General features: G+C 59.0%; 26 protein-coding genes and 1 other RNA gene. 12 read left to right on the top strand and 15 right to left on the bottom strand.

The window, feature by feature from the left end; translation table 11 throughout:
• Positions 1–31: 31 nt before the first annotated feature.
• The 5 genes from carA to grpE all read right to left on the bottom strand — a co-directional run bounded on the left by carA (position 32) and on the right by grpE (position 6216).
• Positions 32–1168, bottom strand: coding sequence for a glutamine-hydrolyzing carbamoyl-phosphate synthase small subunit (carA, locus tag B3397_RS05265; RefSeq protein ID WP_296247910.1), 1137 nt, complete (start codon positions 1166–1168; stop codon positions 32–34).
• A gap of 310 nt (positions 1169–1478) precedes the next feature.
• Entirely contained in the window at positions 1479–2282 is an 804-nt protein-coding gene (gene dapB, locus B3397_RS05260; RefSeq protein WP_296247908.1) for a 4-hydroxy-tetrahydrodipicolinate reductase, read from the bottom strand.
• Between the two features lie 17 nt (positions 2283–2299).
• On the bottom strand, positions 2300–3424 hold the full coding sequence (dnaJ, locus tag B3397_RS05255) for a molecular chaperone DnaJ (protein WP_296247906.1): 1125 nt from the start codon (positions 3422–3424) through the stop codon (positions 2300–2302).
• A 190-nt stretch (positions 3425–3614) separates the two neighbouring features.
• Positions 3615–5534, bottom strand: a complete 1920-nt coding sequence (gene dnaK / locus B3397_RS05250; protein WP_296247904.1) for a molecular chaperone DnaK — start codon at positions 5532–5534, stop codon at positions 3615–3617.
• A 115-nt stretch (positions 5535–5649) separates the two neighbouring features.
• A complete protein-coding gene (grpE, locus tag B3397_RS05245; RefSeq protein ID WP_296247902.1) occupies positions 5650–6216 on the bottom strand; it encodes a nucleotide exchange factor GrpE in 567 nt (188 codons plus the stop codon).
• 285 nt (positions 6217–6501) lie between these two features.
• Between grpE and recN the strand changes: the two genes are divergently transcribed.
• Positions 6502–8175, top strand: a complete 1674-nt coding sequence (gene recN, locus B3397_RS05240; protein ID WP_296247900.1) for a DNA repair protein RecN — start codon at positions 6502–6504, stop codon at positions 8173–8175.
• Positions 8176–8483: 308 nt separating this feature from the next.
• On the opposite strand, the gene fur is transcribed toward recN, so the two are convergent.
• The gene (gene fur, locus B3397_RS05235) at positions 8484–8888 is read right to left on the bottom strand and encodes a ferric iron uptake transcriptional regulator (RefSeq protein WP_296247898.1); all 405 of its coding nucleotides are present in this window, start codon (positions 8886–8888) and stop codon (positions 8484–8486) included.
• A 98-nt stretch (positions 8889–8986) separates the two neighbouring features.
• Between fur and B3397_RS05230 the strand changes: the two genes are divergently transcribed.
• Entirely contained in the window at positions 8987–9508 is a 522-nt protein-coding gene (locus tag B3397_RS05230; protein ID WP_296247897.1) for an outer membrane protein assembly factor BamE, read from the top strand.
• 70 nt (positions 9509–9578) lie between these two features.
• Here the strand turns inward: B3397_RS05230 and B3397_RS05225 are convergent, their stop codons facing one another.
• Both B3397_RS05225 and B3397_RS05220 read right to left on the bottom strand, forming a co-directional pair.
• On the bottom strand, positions 9579–9890 hold the full coding sequence (locus B3397_RS05225) for an RnfH family protein (RefSeq protein WP_296247896.1): 312 nt from the start codon (positions 9888–9890) through the stop codon (positions 9579–9581).
• Positions 9883–10317: a type II toxin-antitoxin system RatA family toxin gene (locus B3397_RS05220; RefSeq protein WP_296247894.1), complete on the bottom strand. Its 435-nt coding sequence runs from the start codon at positions 10315–10317 to the stop codon at positions 9883–9885. The genes B3397_RS05225 and B3397_RS05220 overlap by 8 nt, the downstream gene beginning before the upstream one ends.
• Positions 10318–10575: 258 nt before the next feature.
• On the opposite strand from B3397_RS05220, the gene smpB reads away from it, so the two are divergent.
• Positions 10576–11058, top strand: a complete 483-nt coding sequence (gene smpB / locus B3397_RS05215; protein WP_296247892.1) for an SsrA-binding protein SmpB — start codon at positions 10576–10578, stop codon at positions 11056–11058.
• 104 nt (positions 11059–11162) lie between these two features.
• On the opposite strand, the gene B3397_RS05210 is transcribed toward smpB, so the two are convergent.
• The 3 genes from B3397_RS05210 to B3397_RS05200 all read right to left on the bottom strand — a co-directional run bounded on the left by B3397_RS05210 (position 11163) and on the right by B3397_RS05200 (position 14169).
• The gene (locus B3397_RS05210; protein WP_296247891.1) at positions 11163–12047 is read right to left on the bottom strand and encodes a transporter; all 885 of its coding nucleotides are present in this window, start codon (positions 12045–12047) and stop codon (positions 11163–11165) included.
• A gap of 69 nt (positions 12048–12116) precedes the next feature.
• On the bottom strand, positions 12117–13148 hold the full coding sequence (locus tag B3397_RS05205; protein WP_296247889.1) for a phenylacetaldoxime dehydratase family protein: 1032 nt from the start codon (positions 13146–13148) through the stop codon (positions 12117–12119).
• A 1-nt stretch (position 13149) separates the two neighbouring features.
• The gene (locus tag B3397_RS05200; protein ID WP_296247887.1) at positions 13150–14169 is read right to left on the bottom strand and encodes a nitrilase; all 1020 of its coding nucleotides are present in this window, start codon (positions 14167–14169) and stop codon (positions 13150–13152) included.
• Between the two features lie 164 nt (positions 14170–14333).
• Here B3397_RS05200 and B3397_RS05195 point away from each other — a divergent pair, with 164 nt between their 5' ends.
• Positions 14334–15275, top strand: a complete 942-nt coding sequence (locus tag B3397_RS05195; protein ID WP_296247886.1) for a helix-turn-helix domain-containing protein — start codon at positions 14334–14336, stop codon at positions 15273–15275.
• A gap of 3 nt (positions 15276–15278) precedes the next feature.
• Here the strand turns inward: B3397_RS05195 and B3397_RS05190 are convergent, their stop codons facing one another.
• On the bottom strand, positions 15279–16046 hold the full coding sequence (locus B3397_RS05190) for an FCD domain-containing protein (protein WP_296247884.1): 768 nt from the start codon (positions 16044–16046) through the stop codon (positions 15279–15281).
• A gap of 410 nt (positions 16047–16456) precedes the next feature.
• Between B3397_RS05190 and B3397_RS05185 the strand changes: the two genes are divergently transcribed.
• The 3 genes from B3397_RS05185 (at position 16457) to B3397_RS05175 (ending at position 18645) form a co-directional block, all read left to right on the top strand.
• Positions 16457–16729, top strand: a complete 273-nt coding sequence (locus B3397_RS05185; protein WP_296247882.1) for a hypothetical protein — start codon at positions 16457–16459, stop codon at positions 16727–16729.
• Positions 16730–16811: 82 nt separating this feature from the next.
• Positions 16812–17204: a transfer-messenger RNA gene (gene ssrA, locus B3397_RS05180) on the top strand.
• A 184-nt stretch (positions 17205–17388) separates the two neighbouring features.
• A complete protein-coding gene (locus B3397_RS05175) occupies positions 17389–18645 on the top strand; it encodes an integrase domain-containing protein (RefSeq protein ID WP_296248001.1) in 1257 nt (418 codons plus the stop codon).
• Between the two features lie 73 nt (positions 18646–18718).
• On the opposite strand, the gene B3397_RS05170 is transcribed toward B3397_RS05175, so the two are convergent.
• From B3397_RS05170 to B3397_RS05160, 3 genes are all read right to left on the bottom strand, one after another.
• Positions 18719–18940: a DCL family protein gene (locus B3397_RS05170; RefSeq protein ID WP_296248000.1), complete on the bottom strand. Its 222-nt coding sequence runs from the start codon at positions 18938–18940 to the stop codon at positions 18719–18721.
• A gap of 102 nt (positions 18941–19042) precedes the next feature.
• Positions 19043–21643 carry a DEAD/DEAH box helicase gene (locus tag B3397_RS05165; protein WP_296247880.1) on the bottom strand — a complete coding sequence of 867 codons (2601 nt, stop codon included), beginning with the start codon at positions 21641–21643 and terminating at the stop codon, positions 19043–19045.
• Positions 21643–22590 (bottom strand): HamA C-terminal domain-containing protein, encoded by a 948-nt coding sequence (locus B3397_RS05160; RefSeq protein WP_296247878.1) that lies wholly within the window; start codon positions 22588–22590, stop codon positions 21643–21645. Before B3397_RS05160 ends, B3397_RS05165 begins: the two co-directional genes overlap by 1 nt.
• A 297-nt stretch (positions 22591–22887) precedes the next feature.
• Between B3397_RS05160 and B3397_RS05155 the strand changes: the two genes are divergently transcribed.
• The 5 genes from B3397_RS05155 (at position 22888) to B3397_RS05135 (ending at position 26522) form a co-directional block, all read left to right on the top strand.
• Positions 22888–23160: a hypothetical protein gene (locus tag B3397_RS05155; protein ID WP_296247876.1), complete on the top strand. Its 273-nt coding sequence runs from the start codon at positions 22888–22890 to the stop codon at positions 23158–23160.
• Between the two features lie 94 nt (positions 23161–23254).
• Positions 23255–24262: a DUF932 domain-containing protein gene (locus B3397_RS05150; protein WP_296247874.1), complete on the top strand. Its 1008-nt coding sequence runs from the start codon at positions 23255–23257 to the stop codon at positions 24260–24262.
• 39 nt (positions 24263–24301) lie between these two features.
• Positions 24302–25303 (top strand): YqaJ viral recombinase family protein, encoded by a 1002-nt coding sequence (locus B3397_RS05145; RefSeq protein ID WP_296247872.1) that lies wholly within the window; start codon positions 24302–24304, stop codon positions 25301–25303.
• Between the two features lie 90 nt (positions 25304–25393).
• Entirely contained in the window at positions 25394–26290 is an 897-nt protein-coding gene (locus B3397_RS05140; protein ID WP_296247999.1) for a hydrolase or metal-binding protein, read from the top strand.
• A gap of 43 nt (positions 26291–26333) precedes the next feature.
• Positions 26334–26522, top strand: a complete 189-nt coding sequence (locus B3397_RS05135) for a hypothetical protein (protein ID WP_296247870.1) — start codon at positions 26334–26336, stop codon at positions 26520–26522.
• Positions 26523–26568 lie beyond the last annotated feature (46 nt).

Raw genomic sequence — 26568 nt, 5'->3', positions numbered from 1 at the left:
AGGCGCGCGTTTCACACGGGTTCGACGTCGATCAGCGGCGCTTGGCCATGGACTCGATAAAGCGATCGAACAGCGGCGCGACGTCATTCGGGCCCGGACTGGCTTCAGGGTGACCCTGGAAGCTGAACGCGGCCTTGTCGGTCAGCTCGATGCCCTGAAGGGTGCCATCGAACAGCGATTTGTGGATCGCGCGTACATTGCTCGGCAGCGTGGCTTCGTCGACCGCAAAGCCATGGTTCTGGCTGGTGATCATGACCACACCGGTGTCGGTGTCCTGCACCGGGTGGTTGGCGCCATGGTGGCCGTGACCCATCTTGACGGTCTTGGCACCGGCGGCCAGGGCCAGCAGTTGGTGACCCAGGCAGATGCCGAACACCGGAATCTCGGTCTGCAGCACTTCCTTGATCGCCTGGATAGCGTAGTCACAAGGCTCTGGATCGCCAGGGCCGTTGGACAGGAACACGCCGTCGGGGTTGAGCGCCAGCACGTCGGCGGCCGGGGTTTGCGCCGGCACCACGGTCAGGTGGCAGCCGCGCTCGACCAGCATGCGCAGGATGTTGACCTTGACGCCGTAGTCGTAGGCCACGACGTGGTATGGCAGTTCGCTGTTGGCGACTTCGGGATGGCTGTCGGTTTTCAGGTCCCAGACGCTGGAGCGCCACTGGTAGGTGTCCTTGGTGCTGACTTCCTTGGCCAGGTCCATGCCCTTGAGACCCGGGAAGGCGCGCGCAGCGGCGATGGCCGCTTCTTCGCTGATGTCGTCGCCCGCCATGATGCAGCCGTTCTGGGCGCCTTTCTCACGCAGGATACGGGTCAGGCGGCGAGTGTCGATGCCGGCGATGGCGACGACGTTGTTGGCTTTGAGGTACTCGTCCAGCGGCTGGGTGTTGCGCCAGTTGCTGGCCACCAACGGCAGGTCGCGAATCACCAGGCCGGCCGACCAGACGCGGTTGGACTCGGCGTCTTCGGGGGTGGTGCCGGTGTTGCCGATGTGCGGGTAAGTCAGGGTAACGATCTGCTGGGCATAGGAAGGATCGGTAAGGATTTCCTGATAGCCGGTCATTGCGGTGTTGAACACCACCTCACCAACGGTTTGACCGTCGGCTCCAATGGCTTCGCCGCGAAAGATGCTGCCATCGGCAAGGGCGAGTATGGCTGGCTTAGTCAAGAAGACCTCCCGTAAATAAAGCCTGAAAGGGCGATCGCAGGTTGTAAAAAAGCGGAATGCCGTATGGATACGTCACCCCGCTTCTTTTCATCGAATTATCTGCGCGCTTTTAGTGGACACACTAAAGCTGTAGCTTACAGAAAAGAGGTGTTTTGGTCTACCGCAAATGCGCTGCGGAGTTCGCGTGATGCGACAGGGGGCGGGGTTTTGCGGCGGTATCGAGGGCCTGGTCGCGGGCAGAGCCCGCTCCCACAAGGTTTCCGAGGTTACCCTGCAGGAGCGGCGCCGAGCCGCGAAGCAGTCATCAGCCTCAATGCAGATCCAGTACATCCTGCATATCGTAGAACCCCGGCGCACGACCGTCGAGCCACAGCGCCGCACGTACGGCCCCCTTGGCAAAGGTCATGCGGCTGGACGCCTTGTGGGTGATCTCGACGCGCTCGCCGTCGGCGGCGAACAACACCGTGTGATCCCCCACCACGTCACCGGCACGCACGGTGGCGAAGCCGATGGTCTGGCGATCACGGGCGCCGGTCTGGCCTTCGCGACCGTATACGGCCACTTCCTTGAGGTCACGCCCCAGGGCATTGGCGACCACTTCACCCATGCGCACCGCCGTACCCGAAGGGGCATCGACCTTGTGCCGGTGATGAGCCTCCATGATCTCGATGTCGACCTCGTCACCCAATACCCGAGCAGCGGTGTCGAGCAGCTTGAGGCACAGATTAACGCCGACGCTGAAGTTGGCAGCAAAGACGATTGGGATGTCCTTGCCGGCTTCAGCCAGCAGCGCCTTTTCCTCGACACTGAAGCCGGTGGTGCCGATCACCATGGCCTTGCCCGCCTTGCGGCAGAACGCCAGGTTCTTCAGGGTCACCGTAGGGTGAGTGAAGTCGATCAGCACGTCGAACTCGTCGGCCACCTTGGCGATGTCACCGGACAACGGCACACCGATGCGGCCCAGTGCAGCGAGCTCGCCGGCGTCGGCACCCACCAGGGTGCTGTCGGGACGGTCGACCGCCGCAGTCAAGCCGGCACCCGGTGCCTGCTGTACCGCTTCGATCAAGGTCTTGCCCATGCGCCCGGCGGCGCCCATCACAGCTATACGTCGCATGCTCGAATCCTTATGCCTTACAGGTCACCGAAGAAACGCTTCACACCTTCGAACCAGCCATTGGCCTTCGGCGAATGGGAGTCGTCGCCTTCCAGCGAGGTACGGAACTCTTCCAGCAACTCACGCTGCCGACGATTGAGGTTGACCGGCGTTTCCACCGCGACGCGGCACATCAGGTCGCCAGCGCCGCCGCCACGGACCGGGGCAACGCCCTTGCCACGCAGACGGAATTGCTTGCCGGTCTGGGTGCCTTCCGGGATCTTCAGCTTGACCCGACCGTCCAGGGTCGGCACTTCCAGCTCGCCGCCCAGGGCCGCGTCGGTGTAGCTGATCGGCACTTCGCAGAACAGATGCTTGCCGTCACGCTGGAAAATCGCGTGCTCACGCACATTGATGACCACGTACAGATCGCCCGTCGGGCCACCCTGAGCGCCCGCCTCGCCTTCGCCCGACAGACGAATGCGATCACCGGTGTCGACACCGGCCGGCACTTTCACCGACAGGGTCTTGTACTCTTCGACACGGCCTTCGCCATGGCAGGAGTCGCAAGGGTCGGAGATGATCTTGCCCTGGCCGTGGCAACGCGGGCAGGTTTGCTGCACCGAGAAGAAGCCTTGCTGCATGCGGACCTGACCGATACCGCCACAGGTGGGGCAGGTGATCGGCGAAGAGCCTTTCTTGGCACCACTGCCGTCGCACGGCTTGCAGTTGACCAGGGTGGGCACGCGGATGCTGACCGTGGTGCCGCGCACGGCCTCTTCCAGGTTCAGCTCCAGGGTGTAACGCAAGTCGCTGCCCCGCTGTGCACCGCCACGACCACCACCGCGGCCGCCGCCGAAGAAGTCGCTGAACACGTCACCGAAGATATCGGAGAAGTTCTGCCCGCCGAAGCCTGCACCGCCGCCGCCCATGCTGGGGTCGACGCCGGCATGACCGTACTGGTCGTAGGCCGCACGCTTGCTGGCGTCGGACAACACTTCATAGGCCTCATTGGCCTCTTTGAATGCTTCTTCCGACTCTTTGTTGTCCGGGTTGCGGTCCGGGTGGTGTTTCATCGCGAGGCGGCGATAGGCCTTTTTCAGATCGGCCTCGCTGGAGCCACGCTCCACCCCCAGAACCTCGTAATAGTCACGCTTTGCCATAAGTCTTTGTACTCTTTTGGGAGCCAGCACGCAGGGGCGCCGCTGACCGCGCCGCCAACATCCGATCGCTGTCGCATGTTGTTAAAATTCGTGTATTCCAGACACGCCAACGCGGGAGCAAGCCCCCGCGCGGCGACATCCTACCAGTCACTGTGCAAGCACAGTCAACCGGCCGACCAACAAGCAGTGCTTACTTGTTGTCTTTCACTTCTTCGAACTCGGCATCGACGACGTCGTCGTGCTTACCGGCTTCTTCCGCTGGCTGGGCCGCTGCGCCTTCAGGTTTTTCGGCCTGGTCGGCGTACATTTTCTGAGCCACTGGCGCGGAGACTTTGGACAGCTCTTCGACCTTGGCGTCGATAGCAGCCTTGTCGTCGCCCTTGACCGCAGTTTCCAGCGCTACTACAGCAGCTTCGATAGCGGTTTTCTCTTCGGCGGAGACCTTGTCACCCGCATCGGCGACCATCTTGCGAGTCGAGTGCACCAGTGCATCACCCTGGTTACGGGCAGCGGCCAGCTCTTCGAACTTGCGGTCTTCTTCAGCGTTGACTTCGGCGTCGCGAACCATCTGTTGAATTTCTTCTTCAGACAGACCCGAGTTGGCCTTGATCACGATGGACTGGGTCTTGCCAGTAGCCTTGTCTTTCGCGCCGACGTGCAGGATGCCGTTGGCGTCGATGTCGAAGGTCACTTCGATCTGTGGCACACCGCGTGGCGCCGGTGGAATCTCGGCCAGGTCGAACTTGCCCAGGGACTTGTTCTGACCGGCTTGCTTACGCTCACCTTGCAGCACGTGAATGGTCACAGCGCCCTGGTTGTCATCGGCGGTCGAGAATACCTGCGATTTCTTGGTAGGAATCGTGGTGTTCTTCTCGATCAGCGCGGTCATCACGCCGCCCATGGTTTCGATACCCAGGGTCAGCGGGCTGACGTCGAGCAGCAGAACGTCTTTGACGTCACCGGCCAGAACGGCGCCCTGGATGGCAGCACCCATGGCAACGGCTTCGTCAGGGTTGACGTCTTTGCGAGCTTCTTTGCCGAAGAAATCGGTTACCAGCTTCTGCACCAGCGGCATACGGGTCTGACCGCCGACCAGGATCACGTCGTTGATCGCGCCGACGTCGATACCGGCGTCTTTCATGGCGATGCGGCAGGGCTCGATGGTGCGTTGAACCAGGTCTTCGACCAGCGATTCCAGCTTGGCGCGGGAGATCTTCACGTTCAGGTGCTTCGGACCGGTCGCGTCTGCAGTGATGTACGGCAGGTTGACGTCGGTCGACTGGCTCGAGGACAGTTCGATCTTGGCTTTCTCGGCTGCTTCTTTCAGGCGCTGCATGGCCAGCGGGTCGCCCTTGAGGTTCATGCCGCTTTCTTTCTTGAATTCGTCTACGAGGTAGTCGATCAAGCGGATGTCGAAGTCTTCACCACCCAGGAAGGTGTCGCCGTTGGTGGCCAACACCTCGAACTGGTGCTCGCCGTCTACTTCGGCGATTTCGATCACGGACACGTCGAAGGTACCGCCACCCAGGTCATAAACGATGACAGTGTGGTCGCCCTTGGCTTTGTCCATGCCGTAGGCCAGTGCGGCCGCGGTAGGTTCGTTGATGATGCGCTTGACGTCCAGACCGGCAATACGGCCGGCGTCCTTGGTGGCCTGACGCTGGCTGTCGTTGAAGTAGGCCGGTACGGTGATGACCGCTTCGGTCACGGCTTCGCCCAAGTAGTCTTCGGCGGTTTTCTTCATCTTTTTCAAGATTTCAGCCGAGATCTGTGGCGGTGCCATTTTTTGGCCGTTGACTTCGACCCAGGCGTCGTTGTTGTCAGCCTTGACGATCTTGTAAGGGACCATCTGGATGTCTTTCTGCACGACGTCTTCTTCGAAGCGACGGCCGATCAAACGCTTCACCGCGTACAGGGTGTTGTGCGGGTTGGTGACTGCCTGACGCTTGGCGGACTGGCCGACCAGAATTTCACCGTCGTTGGCGTATGCAATGATCGACGGGGTGGTACGAGCGCCTTCGGCGTTCTCGATAACCTTGGCCTTGCCGTTTTCCAGAATGGAGACGCAGGAGTTGGTGGTCCCCAGGTCGATACCGATAATCTTGCCCATGTTTCTTCTCCTGGCGCTATGGCCCGAAAATTTGGATTTGGTTGCCGCAGCAGTGGTGGCTGACTGCGGTAGCACTGAAACGCTTGACTCTTAAATGGGGGCCTGGCGGCCGATTTCAAGCCTGTTCGTCAATCGAAGGCGAAACCGGTGCCGGAGCCTTGCTGACCACGACCATGGCCGGGCGCAACAGGCGGCCATTGAGCTGATAGCCCTTCTGGAACACTTTCAGCACGCTGTTGGGTTCGACGTCCGCGCTTTCCTGCATGGCCATGGCCTGATGGTGCTCGGCGTTGAACGGCTCGCCGTGCGGGTCCAACGCTTCGAGGTTGTAGCGCTTGAGCGTGTCCTGGAACATCTTCAGGGTCAGCTCGATGCCTTCGCGCATGGGGCGAATGCTTTCGTCGTCCGGGTTCGACAGCTCGATGCCGCGCTCCAGGCTGTCGATGATCGGCAGCAGGTCGCCCGCAAATTTTTCCAGGGCGAACTTGTGCGCCTTTTCTACATCCTGCTCGGCACGGCGGCGAACGTTCTGCAGGTCGGCAGCAACGCGCAGGGACTGATCCTGGGCGGCGGCCAACTGCTCTTCGAGCACCTGCACACGTGCGGTGAGGTCTTCAGCGCCGGCGTCGGCAGCTGGTTTCGCGTCTAGATTCTGATCGTCCAGATTCTGTTCGTCAGCCATTGTTGCTCTCCTTTCGATAACGTCCGCGAGGTCGACTCGCGCTTCTGTCCCGGTATATGGGGTCGCAATTCCCAGCTTCAAGAGGCCCCGTAGCAGCGGATTCATCCGCGTCAGGTTTCTACGGCGCTCCGAGGAGGGCCGCGTCGAGGCGGGACGCGGATGAATCCGCTGCTACAGGTATAAGGGTTTGGGTTTTCATGGTGAATCGAGCTAACGGGTGAGATTGTCAGCACTGGATAAAACACTGTATAAATAACCAGACATTCATGCCTTGGGGGCGGTCTTATGCTGGTGCACCTGTCCGTACACAACTATGCCATCGTCGAACATCTGGACCTCGAGCTCGAGCGTGGGATGAGCGTGATCACCGGTGAAACCGGTGCGGGCAAGTCGATCATGCTCGACGCTCTGGGCCTGGCGCTGGGCGACCGAGCCGACAGTGGCGTGGTGCGCCCAGGTGCGGACAAGGCGGATATCCTGGCAACCTTCGACCTGGCTGACATCCCCGAAGCCGGCACCTGGCTGGCCGAGCGCGACCTGGACAGCGAAGGGCCGTGCATCCTGCGCCGGGTAATCACCGCCAAGGGCGGCTCACGCGGCTATATCAACGGCACGCCCTGCCCCCTGGGTGACCTCAAGTCGCTGGGTGAACTGCTGATCGATATCCACAGCCAGCATGAACATCAGTCGCTGCTCAAGACCGACACCCACCGGCGCCTGCTCGATGAATATGCCGGTGCCACCGACCTGGCACGCCAGGTGCACTTGGCCGCGCAGAAGTGGCGCCAGACCCGTCAGGAGTTCGAACGCCTGTCCAATTCCGGCGATGAACAGCGGGCTCGCCACCAGTTGCTGAGCTACCAGCTCGAAGAGCTGGAGAACCTCGGCCTGGGTGAAAACGAACTCGAACAGCTGGAGCAGGAACACAAGAACCTCACCAACGCCGAAGCGTTGTTCGGCATCTGCCGGCAAGTCATCGACCATTGCAGTGAAAACGACTCGGGCAATGTGCTGAGCGCGCTGACGGCGAGCCTCAATCGCCTGGGGGCGGTGAGCAATGCACCCCATGCGCTGGGTGAGGCCGCTTCGATGTTGTCCACCGCTCAGATACAGGTGGAAGAAGCGGTAGGCGAACTGAATCGCTTCCTCGATAACTTCGAGGCCGACCCGGCCCGCCTGCAACATATAGAAGAACGCCTGGACACCATCTACACCCTGGCGCGCAAGCATCGCGTGCACCCCACCGAAGTAGTGGCGCTGCAGCACCGCTTGCTGGAAGAGCTGGAAGGCCTGAACGCCAGCGATGAATCCATCGAAAGGCTGGGCGAAGAGATTGCCGCCTACGCCCGTCATTATCAAGAGAAGGCGCAGGAGTTGACTGGCCTGCGCACCCACGCCGCCGCGCAACTGGCCAGTGCCGTAGAGGTGGAAATCCAGCGCCTGGGCATGCCGGGTGGGCGCTTTACCATCGAGCTGCGGCCCAACGCCCACGAAGATCTGCATCCCAATGGGTTGGAGCAGGTCGAGCTGTTGGTGAGCGCCAACCCGGGCCAGCCCATGAAACCTTTGGCCAAGGTGGCCTCGGGTGGTGAGCTGTCCCGGATCAGTCTGGCCATCCAGGTGATCACCGCCCAGACCTCGCGAGTGCCGACGCTGGTGTTCGACGAAGTGGACGTGGGGATCGGCGGGCCGACGGCGGAAATCGTCGGACAGCTGCTGCGCCGGCTGGGCGAGCGCGGCCAAGTGCTGACCGTGACTCACCTGCCTCAGGTAGCAGCCCAAGGGCACCACCATTTGTTCGTGCACAAAGTGCGCGGCAGCGATGAGACGCGTACTGCGGTGTCGAACCTGGGCAAGGGTGAGCGCGTGGAAGAGGTGGCGCGGATGCTGGGGGGTATCGACCTGACCAAGGAGTCGTTGGCGCACGCGAAGAAGATGGTGGTGACGGCCAAGGGGTGATGGTCGATGCTGTGCGGTGAACTTGCGGGCCCCATCGCGGGCAGAGCCCGCTCCCACAAGGAATCCCCGCCCTCCAACCAATCCCACCCCACACCGCCCCCCTTGTGGGAGCGGGCTCTGTGTGGGAGCGGGCTCTGCCCGCGATGAGGCCCGCACAGCCCCCTACCATGCCCCCAACCAACCGGAAGACTGAGCTTCCTGTGGGAGCGGGCTCTGCCCGCGATGGGGCCCTTCCAGCCCCCCCAAAAGCCCGAACAGTCACCCACAAAAAAAGCGACCCAAAGGTCGCCTTTTTGCGCATCCTGCGATTACTTCGGCCGGCGCACGTACAGCACCAGGTTGTGATCGACCAGCTCCAAGCCATGCTCGGTCACAATTTCCTTCTGGCGCTTCTCGATGGCTTCATCGGTGAATTCAATGACCTCACCCGAGTCCACGTCCACCATGTGGTCGTGGTGGCCGCCATCGGCCAGTTCGAAGACGGCATGGCCGCCGTCGAAGTTGTGGCGCACTACCAGACCTGCTGCTTCGAACTGAGTCAGAACACGGTAAACCGTGGCCAGGCCCACATCTTCGCCAGCTTCCATCAGCGCCTTGTAGACGTCCTCGGCACTCATGTGACGCTGCTCGGCTGAATCCAGCATTTGCAGAATCTTGACCCGTGGCAGGGTCACCTTGAGGCCGGCTTTACGTAGTTCGCTATTTTCAACCATGGTCAGCTTTCTCGACGATGCTGCTTCGCAGCTTCTCTTAATGCGGGTATGATCGGGGTTTACGTTGTCCCAGCCAAGATAGTGGAAGTCGCCCACCGATGCAAAACACCAAGCACTTGCTAACCAGCCTCACCTTCGTGGGACTGCTCGCACTCGCCGGTTGTTCATTCCCCGGGGTTTACAAAATCGACATCCAGCAGGGCAATGTCGTCACGCAGGACATGATAGACCAGTTAAGGCCCGGAATGACCCGTCGGCAAGTAAGGTTTATCATGGGCAACCCCCTGCTGGTCGACACGTTTCATGCCAACCGCTGGGATTACCTGTACAGCCTGCAGCCAGGCGGCGGTGAACGCCAGCAGGAACGCATGAGCATTTTCTTCAACGGCAACGATCAACTGGTCAGCCTGTCCGGTGATTTCATGCCCGGCGTGAGCAAGGATCAATCGATCCTGGGCAACGACGGCACGCCGAGCGTGACCCCGCCGCAGGGCGAGCAGCAGCAGCCTGATGAGCCGCCAAAGCCTGGCTCGATGCTCGAAGAAATTCAGCGCGACGTCGACGGCGTCAAGACCGTCCCCGTGCCAGCACCTCAGCCGCTGGACACTTCGCCCCAGTAAATCGGCGAACAGAAAAAAGCCCGGCATGCCGGGCTTTTTTTCGTCTGCGGGTTGGGAACACCCCGCCGCCTCAAGAAACCTTGCGATCCCGAGCCGCCTTGGCTGCGCGCAATCGCCGCACCTCTTTCGGGTCGGCGAGCAGTGGGCGGTACACCTCGACCCGGTCACCTTGAGCCAAAACGTATTGCGCAGGTGCCGCCAGCACTTGGGAGAAAATCCCCATGGCGCACTGCGGGAAATCGACATCAGGAAACCGTTCAGCGATGCCCGACAGCTTTACCGCCTGCATTGCGGTAGTACCCAGCGGCACCTGCAGGGCCATCAATAGCTGATCATCAGCAGCTGCATAGGCCACTTCCACGTCCAGCATCGGCTCAGCCATGCAATTGCTTGGCGCGCTGGCAGAACGCATCGACCAGTGTATTGGCGGCCTGATTGAACAGCGGGCCCAAGGTGGCGCGGACGATGGAACCGGCATAGTCGAACGACAGGTCGAGACTGATCTTGCAGGCCTTCTCGCCCAGCGGCTTGAAGACCCACACACCGTGGAACTGGTTGAACGGGCCTTCTTCCAGATTCATCTCGATGGACTGGCCGGGCACCAGAGTGTTTCGTGTGACGAAGCGCTGGCTCAGGCCACCCTTGGCCACTTCCAGGCTGGCACGCATCAGCTCCGGGGTTTCCTCGATCACGGTTGTGGAGGAACACCACGGCAGAAATTCAGGGTAGCGCGACACATCGTTGACCAAGTCATACAGGGCTTGAGCGGGATAAGGCAGCAGAGCCGACCGTTGAATATGGGTAGTCATGCGAGCGTCACTTCCAAAGCTGGGCGGCCGGTGCACCGAGATACAGCGACCGCATGACGCCAACGGCGCCTTGAAAATAAAAGAGGCCCTCCCTCCACAAGCAAGGGGCACCAACGAAATTGCGAGGCTTAGCAGTCGACAACGAGCAAGCCCAGGCTATCCAAAAAGATCGCGCATTGTCCGGTATTCACAGGAACGTCTCAAGCACGTAGCAATACCGTAGCCGAGAGCGCGACGACTGCCTATAATGCGCGCCCTATGGCTAAACAAAAGAAACACCCTACAGGGACCATCGCGCAGAACAAGAAAGCGCGACACGATTACTTCATCGAACATCGGTTCGAGGCTGGCTTGGTCCTGGCCGGTTGGGAAGTAAAGAGCCTGCGCGCCGGCAAGGCGCAGTTGGTCGACAGCTATGTCCTGCTCAAGGACGGTGAAGCCTGGCTGATGGGTAGCCATTTCACCCCCCTGACCACGGCCAGCACGCACGTCATCGCCGACCCTACGCGCACCCGTAAATTGCTGCTCAACCGCCGCGAGCTGGAAAAGCTGTTCGCGCAGGTGCAGCAGAAAGGCTACGCCTGCGTGGCGCTGTCGTTGTACTGGAGCAAGCACTTGATCAAGTGCGAGATCGCTCTGGGCAAGGGCAAGAAGGAGTACGACAAGCGCGACACCGAGCGCGAACGCGACTCCAACCGCGAGCTGCAACGCGCCGTGCGCAACAAAGGCAAAGAAGACTAGTAGCAGCGGCGTAAGCCGCGTCAGCCTGGTTTGGCTGATTGGCCAGGAGCTGGGGTGCGGGGGACGCGGCTTACGCCGCTGCTACATTAGGTTTTGGGTCGGCGTTAGAAGAGTTTGGCTAGGCGGAGGTTGAGGCGGGCTTTTTCCTTGAAGCCTTGCTCTACTTCGACATCGCGGCCTACTTCCACTTGTGCCTGCCACGACGGCGCGAACATGTGCGTTGCCATGAGCCGTACGTACGTGGTGTCGGCGCGGTCATCCAGACTGACGTTATCCACCGCACTTCTACCCCCTTCGACACGCCCTCCCCCGACCGCGAAATGAGTGATCGGCGACAGGTTGTAGCGCGCGTACGCCTGGTATTCATAACGCGCCTGTTGCTTGAGCGTCACGCCGGCACTGGTGTAATCGTGATTGCGGCTGACCCACGACACATCGGCAGCGGTATCCAGTGACCACTGCGCGTTGAAGTGATGGATATAGGCCGCTTGCAGCAGCACCCGCCAGCGGTTCTCGCCCAGGTTCAGCGCATCATCGCGATCATAGCTGCCAGTGGGCAGGTACAGATAAGGCGCCAGCGAGAAGATGTCCTTGTTCGCGGTGTTCAACGTCCACTTCACCGGCGCCCCAACGATCAGGTCGCCGACGCCCGTGGTCTGGCCCAGGGCACTGGCGTCACCGCTGGCATGCAGGTGCCCATAGGGCAGAATGAACTGCGGCTCTACCACCACATTCTCGGCCAAGCCGAAGGAATGGATGTAGCGCAACAGACTGACGTCGGTTCTGAGCTTGAAGCGATCCGACACCTTGTTGCCGTTCTGATAGAAATCACTGCTGTCGGCATGCTGGAAATACACCAGCAGGGCACTGGCGCCCAGCGGCAAGGGTTCATAGTCGCCCGCGGTGATTTCCAGGGCGTGAGTGGCGGGTGCGCCGCAGGTCAAGGCAAGCAGAGCGAGGCAACGGGGTACGCAGGCAACACGGGACATGGCGAAACTCCAGGCATGATGAGGCCGGCGCTGGGCCGGCCAGCGCCACCGATGGATGGGTTACACGGGCTATCGCGACAGCAGGCCGCTGCCGGGATGACAGTTCACGTACTGGAAAAACTGCGCGCTGGCGGGTATCACCGACACCTCGTGATACAGCCGCAGCTGCACCCGGAAATTCAGGGTCTGCACGTAGTTCATGAAGCCACCGAAGATCGCCACATGGGTGGGATGGGTCTTGGCCCAGCGCTCCAGATTGGCCAGGTCATCGAACCAGGCCAGACCGAAGGTCTTCTCCAAGGGCTCGCCGGTAGCGGCGTCCAACACCTGCATGAAGCGACAGCTCAAGCAGCCAATCTCGCCACCCTCATCACGCAAGAAGCGCATGCCGGTTTCCAGCACCGGGCGAACGTCATCCAGGTACAAACCGCGTTCCCGATCGCGGGTGGCACTCCAGTCCTGGCCTGAACGAATCAAACAGAGGTTGTCGCGCCCTTGCAGCCGTCGGCGCACACCGCTGGCGGCTGACGCGTCGACCACAGGCCCGGCGTTCAGCGCATCGACCTGCGCCAGCGGCAGCCGATCGCGGGCACTGCCCCAGTAGCCATGCTCCTCGATCGGCTCGCTCAGATGCGTCGCCAGATGACCAATGCCTTCGGGTGAATCGGGCGCGGAAAACAACGTTTCGAAACGATCCGCCGTCGGACACACCACTTCCATGAACCAACCCAGCGGCCCCTGTTCACGCTCCGCTGCCTGCCACCAGGTGGCGAAGCCGGAGCGCTGCTGCCAGGTTTCGAAGGCCTGCACGTCGGCCCAGTAGGCAATCGCCATGCAATTGTGAAAGCCCTGGGCGTCAGTGCACTCGGCGGCGTCCCAGAACAACGGGCCACCCGTATGAGCAAAACGCTCGGTTATCGGCGCCAGATCGCTCAATGCCAAAGCGAACTGTGCCTGCACACCGAAATACGCCATCACCACCTGGCCGGTCAGCGGGCTGAAGCGCGACGACCAGGCCGGGAATGGCGGTTGATAGCCTTCGGGCGTTGAGCGCGGGCAGCGCCGCGCCTGACGCAGGTGTTCCGGAATCGCGGAATCCATGTCACAGCTCCTCGCCGATAACGGCCGCTTCGCCCGCATCGCTGGACGGCTCGACAGCGGCCGGCAACGGTGTGCTGAAATCAACCACACAGGGATTGGCAGAACGGTTGAGCATCAGCCGCGTGACATCCGGACGCGAATAATGCCCGGCCGGATCTGCCGCCGCCTTGGCGAAAATCAGTGCGCTGGGGTCCAGGGTCGCATACAGCAACCCCTCTTCATCCTCGGCCAGGGGCGTGGCCAGTTCGCCGCCGTCGGGGCCGAAGATCCGCGCATGGCCGCCGCCCGGCTCCAGCAGTTGGCGCTTGGCCTCGGTGTCGCACAGCAGCTCATGCATCTGCGGCGACACCAGCGCACACGGCGCCAGCACAAAGCACTGGCCCTCCGCCGCATACACCCGCGAAGCGGCGATATTCACTTCCGGACCCAAGGCGCTGGTGGCCTGACGGTAGAGGCTGAAACTCGGCCAGGCCGCCACATGGATCTGCTCGTGCTGGGCATACAGCGCGTACTTGGACAGCGGCTGCAAATGCTCCCAGCAGCACAGCGCGCCCACCGTCCCCAGCGCCGTGTCGAAGGTGCGCAGCGACGAGCCATCGCTCTCGCCGAACAGCGTGCGCTCGACATGGGTGGCCTTGAGCTTGCGGCGCACGCCGATAGTCTGGCCCTGGTCATCGATCAGCCATTGGCCGATGTACAGGCTGGCATGGCTGCGCTCGCTGTAGCCCAGCACTACATGGATCGCGCACTCCCGGGCAGCGTCGCTGATGCGCCGCGCTTCGGCGCTGTCGAGCACCAGCGAGTTCAAGTGATAGCGATGCACCAGCGGCATGCACGCAGCCGGCGCGTCGAGCCACAGGAACCAGGGATACCCCGGAATCCAGGTCTCGGGAAAGGCAATCAACTGCGCGCCCTCGGCCGCGGCCTGACGCATCAGGGCAATGGTCTTGTCGACCGTGGCATGCAGGTCGAGGAACACAGGAGCGGCTTGTACGCAGGCGACTTTGATCGGGTTTTGCATGGCGAAGGTCTCGGCTGTCTCGGTAGTGCAGAGCCTATTCGCCAGACCTCTCGCCCCATTAGGACGAGGCGGAACTGAAAGTTGACTGCCCGCGCACTGCGCGCCCGACCGGAGCAGGACTTGCATGTAAATCGCCGTACAGGTTCCGATGAAGGTCGATTGCCATGAGCATTCAATTCAATACCGACACCATTGCGCCCAGGGAACGCTCCGCCTACTGGCAGGAAGTGGTGTGCAACACCTTCGTGCCGCTGGAGTGCCAGCTCGCCACACCCGAGGCATTCCAGGGTCGCTTGCAGGCCCGTCAGCTGGGTGAATTGTCGGTGGTGGATGTCTGCGCGCAGCAGCAGACCGTGGTCCGCGATGCACGCCGCATCGGCTTCAGCAACGAAGAATATGTGTTGCTCAGCCTCGCGCGGGAAGGTCGTTCACTGGTGCTGCAGGAAGGCCGCGAAGCGAGCCTGGCGGCGGGCGATTTCGCCATTTACGACACGCGCCGCCCCTACCGCCTGCACTTCGATGGCGCATTTCGCCAGACCGTGGTGCAAATTCCCAGAGCCAGCCTGCAGCGCCGTGTAGGTAACCTGGAGTACCTGACCGCGCTACGGATGTCACGAAACAACCCACTGGAACGCCTGGTGTTCGACTTCCTGCAGGGCTTGTCGAGCCTGGACAATCAACTCGATGACCTGCACCAGCTGCGCCTGGGTGAACACGGCATGGACCTGCTGGCCATGGCCCTGGCCGAACGCAGCAAAGGCCAGCTGAGCCAAGGCTCGCGCCGCACCGCCTTGCTGTTCCGCATCAAGGATCACGTCCATGCGCACCTGGGCAATGCAGAACTGTCGCTGGCCGACATCAGCGCGCGTTTCGGCATCAGCCCGCGCTACATCAACAGCCTGTTCCAGCAAGAGCAGACCTCCTTCGGCCGCTACCTGCTGGCCAGCCGCCTGACCGCCTGCGCCCGCGACTTGCGCGAGCCCGCCCTGGCCCGACGGCAGATCAGCGAGATTGCCTACCGCTGGGGCTTCAGCGACATGGCCCACTTCAGCCGCGTGTTTCGCGCCCAGTACGGCGAAGCCGCGCGGGAGTATCGGCGCGGCTGATATTCACAGATGATTGCGCCGCTGCGCCCGCTCCGTGCGCTGCACCTCCTGCCGCGCTTCCTCCAGCACTTCCTGCACATAGGTAATGTGCCGGCTCGATGACTGCCGCGCATCCTCGGCCCGCCCTTCGACGATGGCTTGATACAACTCACGGTGCTGAGCGATGAGCATGTCGCGGGTCTCCGTGCGCTGCGCGTACAGGCCGCCGATATTCACCACCATGCTGCGCCGCAACATGCCGAACAATGCACGAATGGTGTGCAGCAACACCGCATTGTGGCTGGCCTCGGCAATCGCCAGATGGAAATTGGCATCGGCCACACCCTCCTCTTCCCGGCTAGCCACCCCCACCTGTTCGTAGCACGCCAACAACGCCTCGAAAGCTTCCCCCAGCCGCTGCCGATCCACCGCCGTTGCCCGCTGCGCCGCATAGAAAGCACAGGACGCCTCCAAGGTGTGGCGAAATTCCAGCAGGTCACGCTGGCCATCCGGATTGCCCTCGAGCAACTGCAACAGCGGATCGCTGAAGCTCGAACCCAGGTTCTCGCACACGAAATTGCCACCGCCCTGCCGGCTCACCAGCATGCCCTTGGCCACCAGCTTCTGGATCGCCTCACGCAGGGACGGACGCGACACCCCGAACTGCTCCGCCAACACCCGCTCCGCCGGCAGGCGCTCAGCAGGATGCAGCGTGCCCTCCAGAATCATGCCCTCCAGACGTTCGACGATCTCGTCGGACAAACGCCGCGGGCGCACTTGATTGATGCTCATAAACCTCTCCACCGCGCAGGCTTCTACGATCCTTTGCGCACAGACACTCGGCCTTAACAGTGGCCTAATAAATTGAAACGCCCAGGGAAGGTGCCCCTGATTCGAGGTGATCGTAAATTGGTAATACCAATCTTGCAAATTCGATAACCCCCTTGCTCTCACCGGGAAGCAGGTACACAGAGTTCAAGTGCCACCATCGTGCATCGTGCGCGATCACGACGGCTACGGGGGCGATATCGCCCCCTTTTGGTGCTCACTGAAGTTTTTTACATTTGTAGACGTTTTCAATAGAACCCCTGCAAACAGGCGAAGTCCATTCAGTAAGCCCGGCGACAATCGGGCGATTTCTGACTGCGGACGCCACTCCTACCGAACGAGCGCCGAGTCCACCTTGAGTAAGGAGATTCACAATGAAGCGTACTTATCTGTCTGGTCTGATCGTAGCCTCTGCCCTTGTCGCTTCGCCGGTGTTCGCCGCTGAAGACCTCTGCGATGTCAACATCCAGAAAATCGAAGATGCGAAAACCACTTCCATGACCCTGGGCGACCCGGCCAAGAGCCAGTTCGATGACGCCTACAAGGAAGCCACCGCTGCCAAAGCCGCGAACGACGAGAAAAAATGCATCGCACGCTCCACCGATGCGCTGCAGATTCTGATGGACGCGAACAAAAGCAAAGGTTGATTCGCCCTTGGCCAACCTTCGGGTTGGCCATAAGCGACAAGATGGCGTAGACTACGCCTCCCCTGCCTAATCAGCAGGGGCTGGGGCCGATTAGGATTCGACGCCGGTTGCGAAACTTTAGGTGCATGCCGACTTGGTAACAGAAGTCGTAAATCCACTGTTGCAACTTTCTATAGTTGCCAATGACGAAACCTACGAGGGCCAAGCTCTCGCTGCCTAACGGTAGCTGAGCCGCTCTCCTGGCTACTTCGGTGCCAGCGGTCATGAGGGGATGCCTGTAAACCCAAAGTGACCGTCACGCAGAACAGGATCGTCGTGTAGCACGCTGTGGGCAAAGCGACTAAAACTTACACAGCTCGTCCAATGCACCCTGCCAGTCGGGCGGCTGCGGATTAACTCAGTAGACACGGCTAAGCATGTAGTACCGACAGCGGAGTACTGGCGGACGGGGGTTCAAATCCCCCCGGCTCCACCAAACAACCATCTAAAGACGTCCACGGACGTCTTTTTTTGTGCCTGAAATCCAGTAAATACAGGGATTTAGAGTCCACGAGCGTCCACCAGCATCCGTGACCATCTACGATTTCGTGTATTCCAAGTGGTATTCCAAGCCCTCACCTGCTATTTTTTGGAATACACAAACAGCACTGGAATACACCATGGGAGCCCAAGCCACACGCCTTTCGGACGTAAAAGTCAAAGCCGCGAAGCCAAAGGAAAAAGACTACATACTGACCGATGGCAACGGCCTTCAGATGCGAGTGAGAATCAATGGCTCGAAGCTATGGAATTTCAACTATATCCAACCCGTGACGAAAAAGCGGATAAATATGGGATTGGGCACCTTTCCTGAGGTAAGCCTGGCTCAAGCACGCAAGAGAACCGTGGAAGCGAGAGAGCTCGTCGCCCAGGGGCTGGACCCTAAAGAGAAACGCGACGCCGAGCGGCACGCGAAAAAAGCAGCCACAGAACACACTTTCGAAAATATCTCGACAGCGTGGTTCGAGCTCAAAAAGGATTCAGTCACGCCAGCGTACGCCGAGGATATTTGGCGCTCTCTCACGCTCCATATCTTCCCTGATCTGGCCACCACCCCAATCTCTGCTATTACGGCCCCTAAAGTCATAAATTTGCTTCGCCCCCTCGAGACGAAGGGCAGTCTCGAAACCGTTAAACGTTTAACCCAACGCCTCAATGAGATCATGACCTATGGTGTCAATTCGGGATTGATTCATGCGAATCCGCTCAGTGGAATCCGCTCCGTATTCAAAAAGCCCAAAAAGAAAAACATGGCGGCCCTTGCGCCCGATGAGCTGAAAGAGCTCATGGTGGCAATTGCCAATGCCAGCATAAAAAGAACTACGCGCTGCCTAATTGAGTGGCAACTTCACACTATGACCCGGCCAGCCGAGGCTGCCACTTCCCGCTGGGCTGATATCGACTTCGCAAAGAAGATCTGGACTATACCGGCGGAGCGCATGAAGAAACGTCGGATACACATCATTCCGCTCACGGAGCAAGCTCTGGCGCTCTTAGAAGCGATTAAGCCCTATAGCGGACACCGGGAGTACGTCTTCCCTGCAGACCGAAACCCGCGCAACCACTGCAACAGCCAGACCGCCAACATGGCACTCAAACGCATGGGTTTCGAGGGGCGCTTAGTAAGTCATGGCATGCGCTCGATGGCGAGCACTATTCTCAATGAACACGCATGGGACCCTGAATTGATAGAGGTCGCGCTTGCGCACGTAGACAAAGACGAAGTACGGAGTGCCTACAATCGAGCCGACTACATTGAACGTAGACGCCCTATGATGGCTTGGTGGAGCGAACACATTCAAGAGGCTGCTACGGGCAATCTCTCAGTGTCCGCCATCAAGGACGATTTGGACAAAAAAGTTGTCCCGATACGCTGATCGAAACTATTTCTGGAGCTTATAGCGTTAGAGCTACATCTACGTTCTACGGAAGAAAAAATCTGTATTCCGTTTAGCTCCCACGGATAGACGCAGAAATGGAAAACTTTTCGGTCGTTCCATCAGTGCGATTCACCCAGAAGCACCTAGTGCCAAAATCAGCACTACGAACGCTAAAATGGCTGACGCCGCACCCAATCTTATCAGTGGCATTCTGGTGATTCTCCAACGCAGCTCTCAGAATCACGGAGTCTTCGGCACTGACTCGGTCACCCAGGTCGTATCGGTGAAGCATGTCAGTTAAGTAGATGACAGCGTCCCCCCTTTTAGCGAAGTGGATGTGGGCCAGGCTGATAGGTTTCGCAGGCATGTCTAATCCTCCAGTTTCCTTGAGATACTAGTTGTTTGCTTCACCAAGTAACGTAAGACGGTCACGTACCTCACGGATAATGATGGCTGGGATATCCATAGCATGAAATTGACTTATACGCTCAGAAATCCACGCTACGCACTCCGTTCTGCTGAGGTCGTCGCGGGCAATTCTCTCGTACAAAGCAACAGAGCTCATACGTGAGAGACCAAGCTCCATGAGCGAAAGAAGTGTTGTCGACGAAACGCCGAATTCCAATTGCACCCCTATATCCAAACTATCGTCGATCAAATCCTCGCGGCCAATTTCACGGAGATGAAGGTGGAGAACATCCATGTATGCGGAAAGATACTTGGGGGCTCTGAACCGTGCGATTTGCTCAACCAACTCCATCGTGCTGCGGATCAACTGCGGAAGACTGAAAGACTTACCAGCTTTTTGGTGCCAGTCAATACTGTCGCGGATGATCCTGGCCAGCGAGTAACCCTTAAGCCACTTGACGACGATTAACGCATATAGCCTGGTCCGCGTTCCGGGACTGAAAGCCAGAAACAAGTGCTCGTTGACTCTCTCCATAATAGTGACGAATCGGTCATAGCTGTCGTAACTTGCGACCTCAGCTGGAAGCAGGTTTTCGACGTTGCCTGGATAGGTTCGAAAAGCGTTAAGAAGGTGCTGAAGACCAATTGCGTTTACGCCGGGGTGGCGAGCGGCTAAGTCGACGCTGATTTCGATTTGTTCTGCTAATGCCCCGAGGGCTTGGTCAAGCTTCGCTATCGACTCGGCGTCGTGGCGCTTAGCGAGGCTAGCCTTAAATATGGAACCGAACCGCATAAAGGTAGTGAGCAGATAGGCCCCAACCTGCTCGAACTTATCCTTGTCGTCGAGACTGGACAGGTCAGATCGCCCACGATTGGCTAGGTACTCAGCGATGCCATCACCAAGGTCCAGAACTGCGTCGCTTTCTCGCTTGATAGGATAACGCGCCCGACCAGGCACACCACTGGGCCAAGCTTTCTTGTCCTCTGGATCAATGCAAATAATGTTGCCTTGGAACTCATCACCCCATCGACCAGCACGGCCGGCCAAGTTCCAGAAGTCGTGAGGCTCCATCGGGTGACCTTTACCTTTTCGGGGTCCTCGGAGCACAATCGTACGACAGGATAAGTTCACACCCTCGATCAGGGTGGACGTGCAAACTAGGAAACGTATCTTGCCTAACCGGAACAACCGCTCAATCTCCAGCCGCAACAATGAAGGCATATTTCCGTAATGGAACGCCACTCCGTACTCAACGAGCGGTGCTAGCCGGAAGTCTTGGTGCACTCCCTTACGAGCGAGCTCTGAAAGCTCTAAAAGCTCTGGATCAATGGACTCAAGCCTGGGCACAAGCTGACTGATCAAATCAGCAACCTCTTCCGCCTCTCCAGCTCCATTCGCGTAGACGAGTGTTCCACCTCTTTCACCGACAGCTGCTGCGATGAATGCGAGCCGCTTCTTGATTCCAGCTGGCGTGCTCGCGAGCTGGAGAATTCCTATAGGAAGTTCTGATCTCTGCTGCCGAAGAGTAAGCGCCCAAAGCTTCGACTGTCGTGGCAACTGAGTCGCTACAATCAGGTTCTGAAGAACCGTAGTAGAGTCACTATCGACGGCGATGGTATGGACACCATCTGGTGCGTCCGTGAGTAATTCTTCGGGATTTTGGGTTGCAGGGCTGATAAAAACAGCTTTCAGTTTTGGGTTAGCGCGAGTGACCCGCTCTATTGCATCCTGCAGAATAACACCACGTTGGTTGTCACCTATTTTGTGCGCCTCATCAACAATAAGTAGGTCGACCGATAGCACATCGCGGAGCACATTGGCGAGAAGATGCAACCGTTCTTGTGTAAAAACAAAAATTACTCGCGGGCCACCCGCTTGAGAAGTTTTATATTTATCGGGGAGGGGGAGAGACGATACCTCAATCAGTCCGGTATTACCCAGGAGGCTATTGAGGTTGCTCTCTATCTCGGAGACCAGCGCGCGGGTCGGGGCAAGGTAGACTGCCACTCGACTCTCTCCCGCTATGACTTGGTCGATCAGCCACTGGAGCACAAGAAACGTCTTGCCGGATGCAGTAGGCGCGGATGCCGATAGCCAGCTATTCCCGGCCGCACTAATCCAGAAGCGCTGCTGAAAATCGTTTACTTGTAACCAAGATCCGCTCGACTGCAACAGGATAGAACGGTCCATCTCACGTCGCTGAGCCTCAAGACGCAATGCGATACCAAGCCTTCCATTGAGGTCCGCCGCTACCATATTGCGGTCGGTGGCTAATGTAATTGCCCTGAAGTTGGAAAGCTTGCCCATAAGAACAGCACCAGCGTCTTTGAGTGCTTGATCATCCGTCAAAGAAACTGCAGCGGTAGCGACTCTGAGCGCGGCCTCTTGATCCACCCTTCGATCAGAGCGCGCGAGAATACTGCCGGCGAGCAACAATCTGGGCCAGTCAATAGACTCGCCAGATTCAACCGCGTTATCTGGTGCCAGGTGATCAAGTTCGTTGCGTACCGTTAGTCGAGTGATCGCATCGAGATCGCCGCGAACGCCTTCTTGAAGAAGCCACGACTGTAGGTCGAGGAGGCTCATTATTGCTTAATCCCCATTGCCTTGAGGAACGCGGCACGGAAACCATCGGCCGACGGCAGTGGGACACAGAACAACTCGATTTCCATCTGTTCGAGCTTCTCCGATTTGAGCCGATCGCCAATACGATTGCCCCAATTGCTAAGTGCTATGCGGGAAGCCTCGACAATCTCCTCAGCAACAGCTTTCGCATCGTCTTTCGGGTAGAACGGCGCGTCGAAACCTACAAGTGCCACGCCGCAGTATTGAACCCGCTTAGACATGACTGACGACTTGTCAAAATACTTCTTGAGTGCATCGGTGAGTGCGGGATCACTAAGGTCGGCCTTGTCGCTGAGTAGCATCAAATCGCGCTCTCGCCCTGCCTCCTCGTGTTCAGGTTCAATCAGAAAAGGAGAGAGCGATTTGAGACAGTCACGAATCGCAGCGCTCGCATCAGCGTAAACTTTTGACTCGCCCCAATAGAGCTTCAAAGTGCCTTCTGGTGTAACGCCCGCATACACTCCATCCGCCCCGTGATAGTGCATACGTGTGTCCGTCTTGAGATCCATCTTGCAAAGAATCTGTGGCAGCTTGAGGAAGCGCTCTGCCAGCAGGAACAACAGCATCTCTCCACCCTCACCGGTTTGCGCCAAATCTGTAAACGAGCGCTTGGCCCTCTCGATTAACTCGGCGACGGCCTCGGTGCTGTTGAATTTGTTATCGCGCGCCTTTGCATCGGCAAGTTTCGAGCGAGGAATTGCATAGTCAACGACGGCGTTCCGCATAAACTCTGCCAGTCGGTGCGGTTGAACACGGCCGTTTGCGTCTACCGACAGACAGTGGCAGTGAATTTTCACTAAATGTCCGTCAATCGGTACGTCCCGCTCAACGAGTGTCAGGTGAACCTCAAGTGCTTCCGGGTTCCCCGTCAGAGCCGATTCGAAATCGGCAGGGGTGATGATCGACAAACGGCCTCCATTCCATAAGGTCTACCATCAGCGTTGAGATGGCATGACGCCATGAGAATGTACCCTCCTTCACCGCTGTAGTGAATAGGTCAAACCTCTTTAGAGGTTCACTCGTGTCCTTTGGACCGATCACTGCTGTCAGCTTCCGGTCGGAAGCAACTGATCATCACCACCATTCGCTTCAAATAAATCTCAATCATACATAACCGCAATGCCATCCCAACCAAGAAGGTTCGTCCCATGTCATTGCACTGCCCTCGCTGTAACTCACCTAAAGTCGCTTCTTTCCATCACGCCATGAAAGTCTGCGCAGCCATCGGCACCGTCGGCGGTGCTGCGCGCGGAGTAAACGCTGCACTGGCCGGCAGTCAGGCCGGAGCTCTTATTGGCGCCCTCGCCGGCCCTGCTGGCATCACCGTCGGCTTGGTATCGGGTGCCATCCTCGGTGGCCTGGCCGGCGGAGCTGGTGGTTGTGCGCTCGGCGCGCAGTTGGGGGATACGCTCGATCGCCACGTCCTGGCCCACAACCTCTGCCTGATCTGCGGCCACCGTTTCAACTTACCGGCCTGACCTGTCCGTAACACTTCTCTCAATCCCTATCGTCCGGACCGTGCTGCGCTGTGCGCGGCACTTTATGCCGGCCTGCACCCAAGGAATCTCAACCATGGCTCATCTCATCGAAACAATGGCCTACGCTGGCGCTACCCCGTGGCATGGCTTGGGCAATCAGCTCACGCAAAAACAACCCATCGAAGTCTGGCAACGCGAAGCCGGCATGAACTGGCAGATCCAAGAGTCGCTTGTACATTTCAAATCAGATGCCGTCGGCCACCTATGCGCCATCCACTCGTTCCCTGAGCAGAAAGTGTTGTTCCGTTCGGACACCAAGGCACCGCTGTCGGTGGTCTCCAATCGCTATCACACCGTACAACCGCGCGAGGTGCTGGAGTTCTACCGGGATCTCACCGAGGTCTCTGGCTACGAGCTGGAAACCGCTGGCGTGCTTAAAGGCGGACGCAAGTTCTGGGCGCTAGCACGTACCGGTCAAGGCGCTGCAATAAAGGGTAATGACCAGGTAAACGGCTATCTGCTGCTGGCCACATCCTGCGACGGCACCCTGGCCACGACGGCAACGCCCACTACTGTTCGGGTGGTGTGCAACAACACCCTAACCATCGCCCTGGACGGCACCAGTCGAGCAATCAAAGTGCCGCACAACACCCGCTTCGATTCAACTGTGGTGAAGAAACAGCTTGGTATCGCCGTCTCGCAATGGGACGACTTTATGTATCGCATGCGTGCGCTGGCCGAACGCAAAGTGCAGTGGCATGAAGCGCTGGGCTTCTTTATGAACGTACTGTGCGAGACCAATCCGACCGGTTCTCTTCCCGAGGTGCTGCCCAACGAACGAGCACTGCGCAAAGTCCAGGAGCTGTATGAGGGCCGCGGTCGTGGCAGTCAGCTCGACTCGGCACGCGGCACCGCCTGGGGCCTGCTCAACTCTGTGACCGAGTTTGTCGATCACGAACGCCGTGCTCGCAGCACCGAGTACCGCATGGACTCGGCCTGGTTCGGCCAGGGTGCGCAGATCAAACAGCGCGCACTGGACACCGCTCTTCAACTGGTCGCCTCACCGCTTACTTACCCACCCCATAACGCCCGATCAGCCTAGTTGCTGATCGGGCGTTTCTATCTCCGCAAGGTGATCGCTATGACAGCTACTCCGTTGAGCAGCACCAGCAAGCCGCGCCCGGCGCTGCGCTTGATCAGTACCAAGGAACTACCGCGTGAAGATTGGTTGGCGGTACGCAAGCAGGGCATTGGCAGTTCTGATGCTGGCGCGGCCGTTGGCCTAAATCCCTATAAATCGCAGCTCGAACTATGGATGGAGAAAACCGGTCGCGATACCACGTTACTCAAGGCCGACCCGCACGACGAAGAAAGCCCGATGTACTGGGGCAATGTGCTGGAGCCCGTCGTAGCCTGGCATTACAGCAAGCGCACGAAGAACAAGGTGCGGCGCATCAACGCCGTGCTGCAGCACCCTGATCCTGAGCTGCCTTGGATGCTGGCCAACATCGACCGGGAGGTGATCGGCGCTGACGATGTGCAGATCCTTGAATGCAAGACAGCCGGCATAAACGGCGCACGCCTCTGGAAAGAAGGCGTGCCCGAGTATGTGCAACTGCAGGTAATGCATCAGCTCGCGGTCACTGGCAAGCAGGCGGCAGATGTGGCGGTATTGCTGGGCGGCCAAATGCTGGAGATCCACCGCATCGAAAGGGACGAGCAGATGATTGCTCGCCTCATTGAGCTGGAACGAAAGTTCTGGCACTACGTCGAGACCGACACGCCACCGCCTGCTGATGGCTCTGCATCTGCTGAAATGGCGCTCCGATGCCTCTATCCGGAAGACAACGGCCAGACCGTCAATTTCAGTGGCCGTGCGGGTTTGGCTGCAGTCTATCTTGAGCTCAAGGCTGTTCGCCAATCCATCAGCGAGAAGGAAACCCGCGAAGCCCAGCTCAAGCAGATGCTGCAACAGGCCATGGGCGATGCCACCCGCGCGGAGTTCAGCCACGGTTTTATCAGCTGGAAGAAATCCAAAGACAGCAGCGTGCTCGATGTTGAAACCATGCTGAAGGATAAGCCCTACCTGCAGGTTCGCTACGCCAAGCTCAAGCAAGGCAGCCGGCGCTTCCTGATCGGCTAACTACCACCTCGCTCAACCACTCCCCCCCTTGGCGAGCCCATGCAGTTAGCGCTGCGTGGCTGGCCTTTTTTCGCTTGCAGGAGAATCACCATGCTCAGAGGCCTAGCTATCACCCCACCGGTTCTAGGACGGATTTCAATCGGGAAAGTCATCGAGAAAAACGGCAAACGCCTGCCAGAAAAAGATGATCAATTCACCATCACCTCGCAGGTACAAGGCAACGACGGCTGGCTGCTGCACCCGCTCAATGACGAGCTGCGTAAAAGCCAAGAAGACAAGCTGCGCAGCATTCCGGTACGGCTGCTGTTCAATGAACCAGAGCTGAATTTCCGCGCCGACTACACGCTGTTCGACCGCCAATCTGGGCGGCCGCTGTGCGTGGGCAATGGCGAGACCTGCAAACGCGTCACTCAGGACGGTATGCAATCACTTCCTTGCCCCTCGCCGGATGCCTGTCCGCTGGCAAAGGGTGGTGCCTGCAAGCCTTATGGTCGGCTAAACGTGTTGATCGGTGATGACGACCCGATGGGTAGCTTTGTGTTTCGTACCACCGGCTTCAACAGCATCCGCACCTTGGCCGCTCGCCTGCATTACTTCCAGGCTATTTCGGGCAACCGCTTGGCATGCCTACCGCTTGAGCTTCGTTTACGTGGCAAATCGACACGCCAGAGCCATGGCACACCGATCTTTTACGTCGACCTCACGGTACGTGGCGGCATCGACATGAGTGAAGCGCTACGCGCTGCCAATGAGCTGGATGAGCAACGGCAAACCGCAGGCTTTCATCAAACCGCGCTGGATGAGGCGGCTCGTCGCGGCTTTGGTAATGGTGCTTTTGAAGACAGCGAAGAAGACAGCAGCGCTGTGATTGAAGAGTTCTTTTCTAACCCAGACGCGACATCTAGCAACACGCATAGCGAAGCACCACCACCCAGCACCAGCTCACTAGCCGGCAAGCTGGAAGTGCTTGCCGCTCAAACTCACTGACCTATCACCTGCCTGGCTTCAGGCAGGTTTTTAGAGAACCAAGATGATGCTAATACGATTTCTGCTGCATCTATTTGTATTCATTGGCGCGCTGGCGGCAGCCGGGGCGTTGGTCGTGAGCATTGTGCTGATGCTGCGCTTCCCGCCCTTGATGATCGCCGTGGGGTCGGCATGCTGGCTCCTGAACTATTTGCTCAAACTGCAACGCAAAATACTGACCAAGAGAGCCTAACGAAAAACTCCGCCTCACAATAGTGATCCATGCCAGGCGTGCAAAG

The sequence above is a fragment of the Pseudomonas sp. UBA4194 genome (assembly GCF_002379585.1).
Lineage (GTDB): Bacteria > Pseudomonadota > Gammaproteobacteria > Pseudomonadales > Pseudomonadaceae > Aquipseudomonas.
The sequence above is the reverse complement of the archived record's forward strand: the minus strand, read 5'-3'. Positions and strand labels throughout refer to the sequence as shown.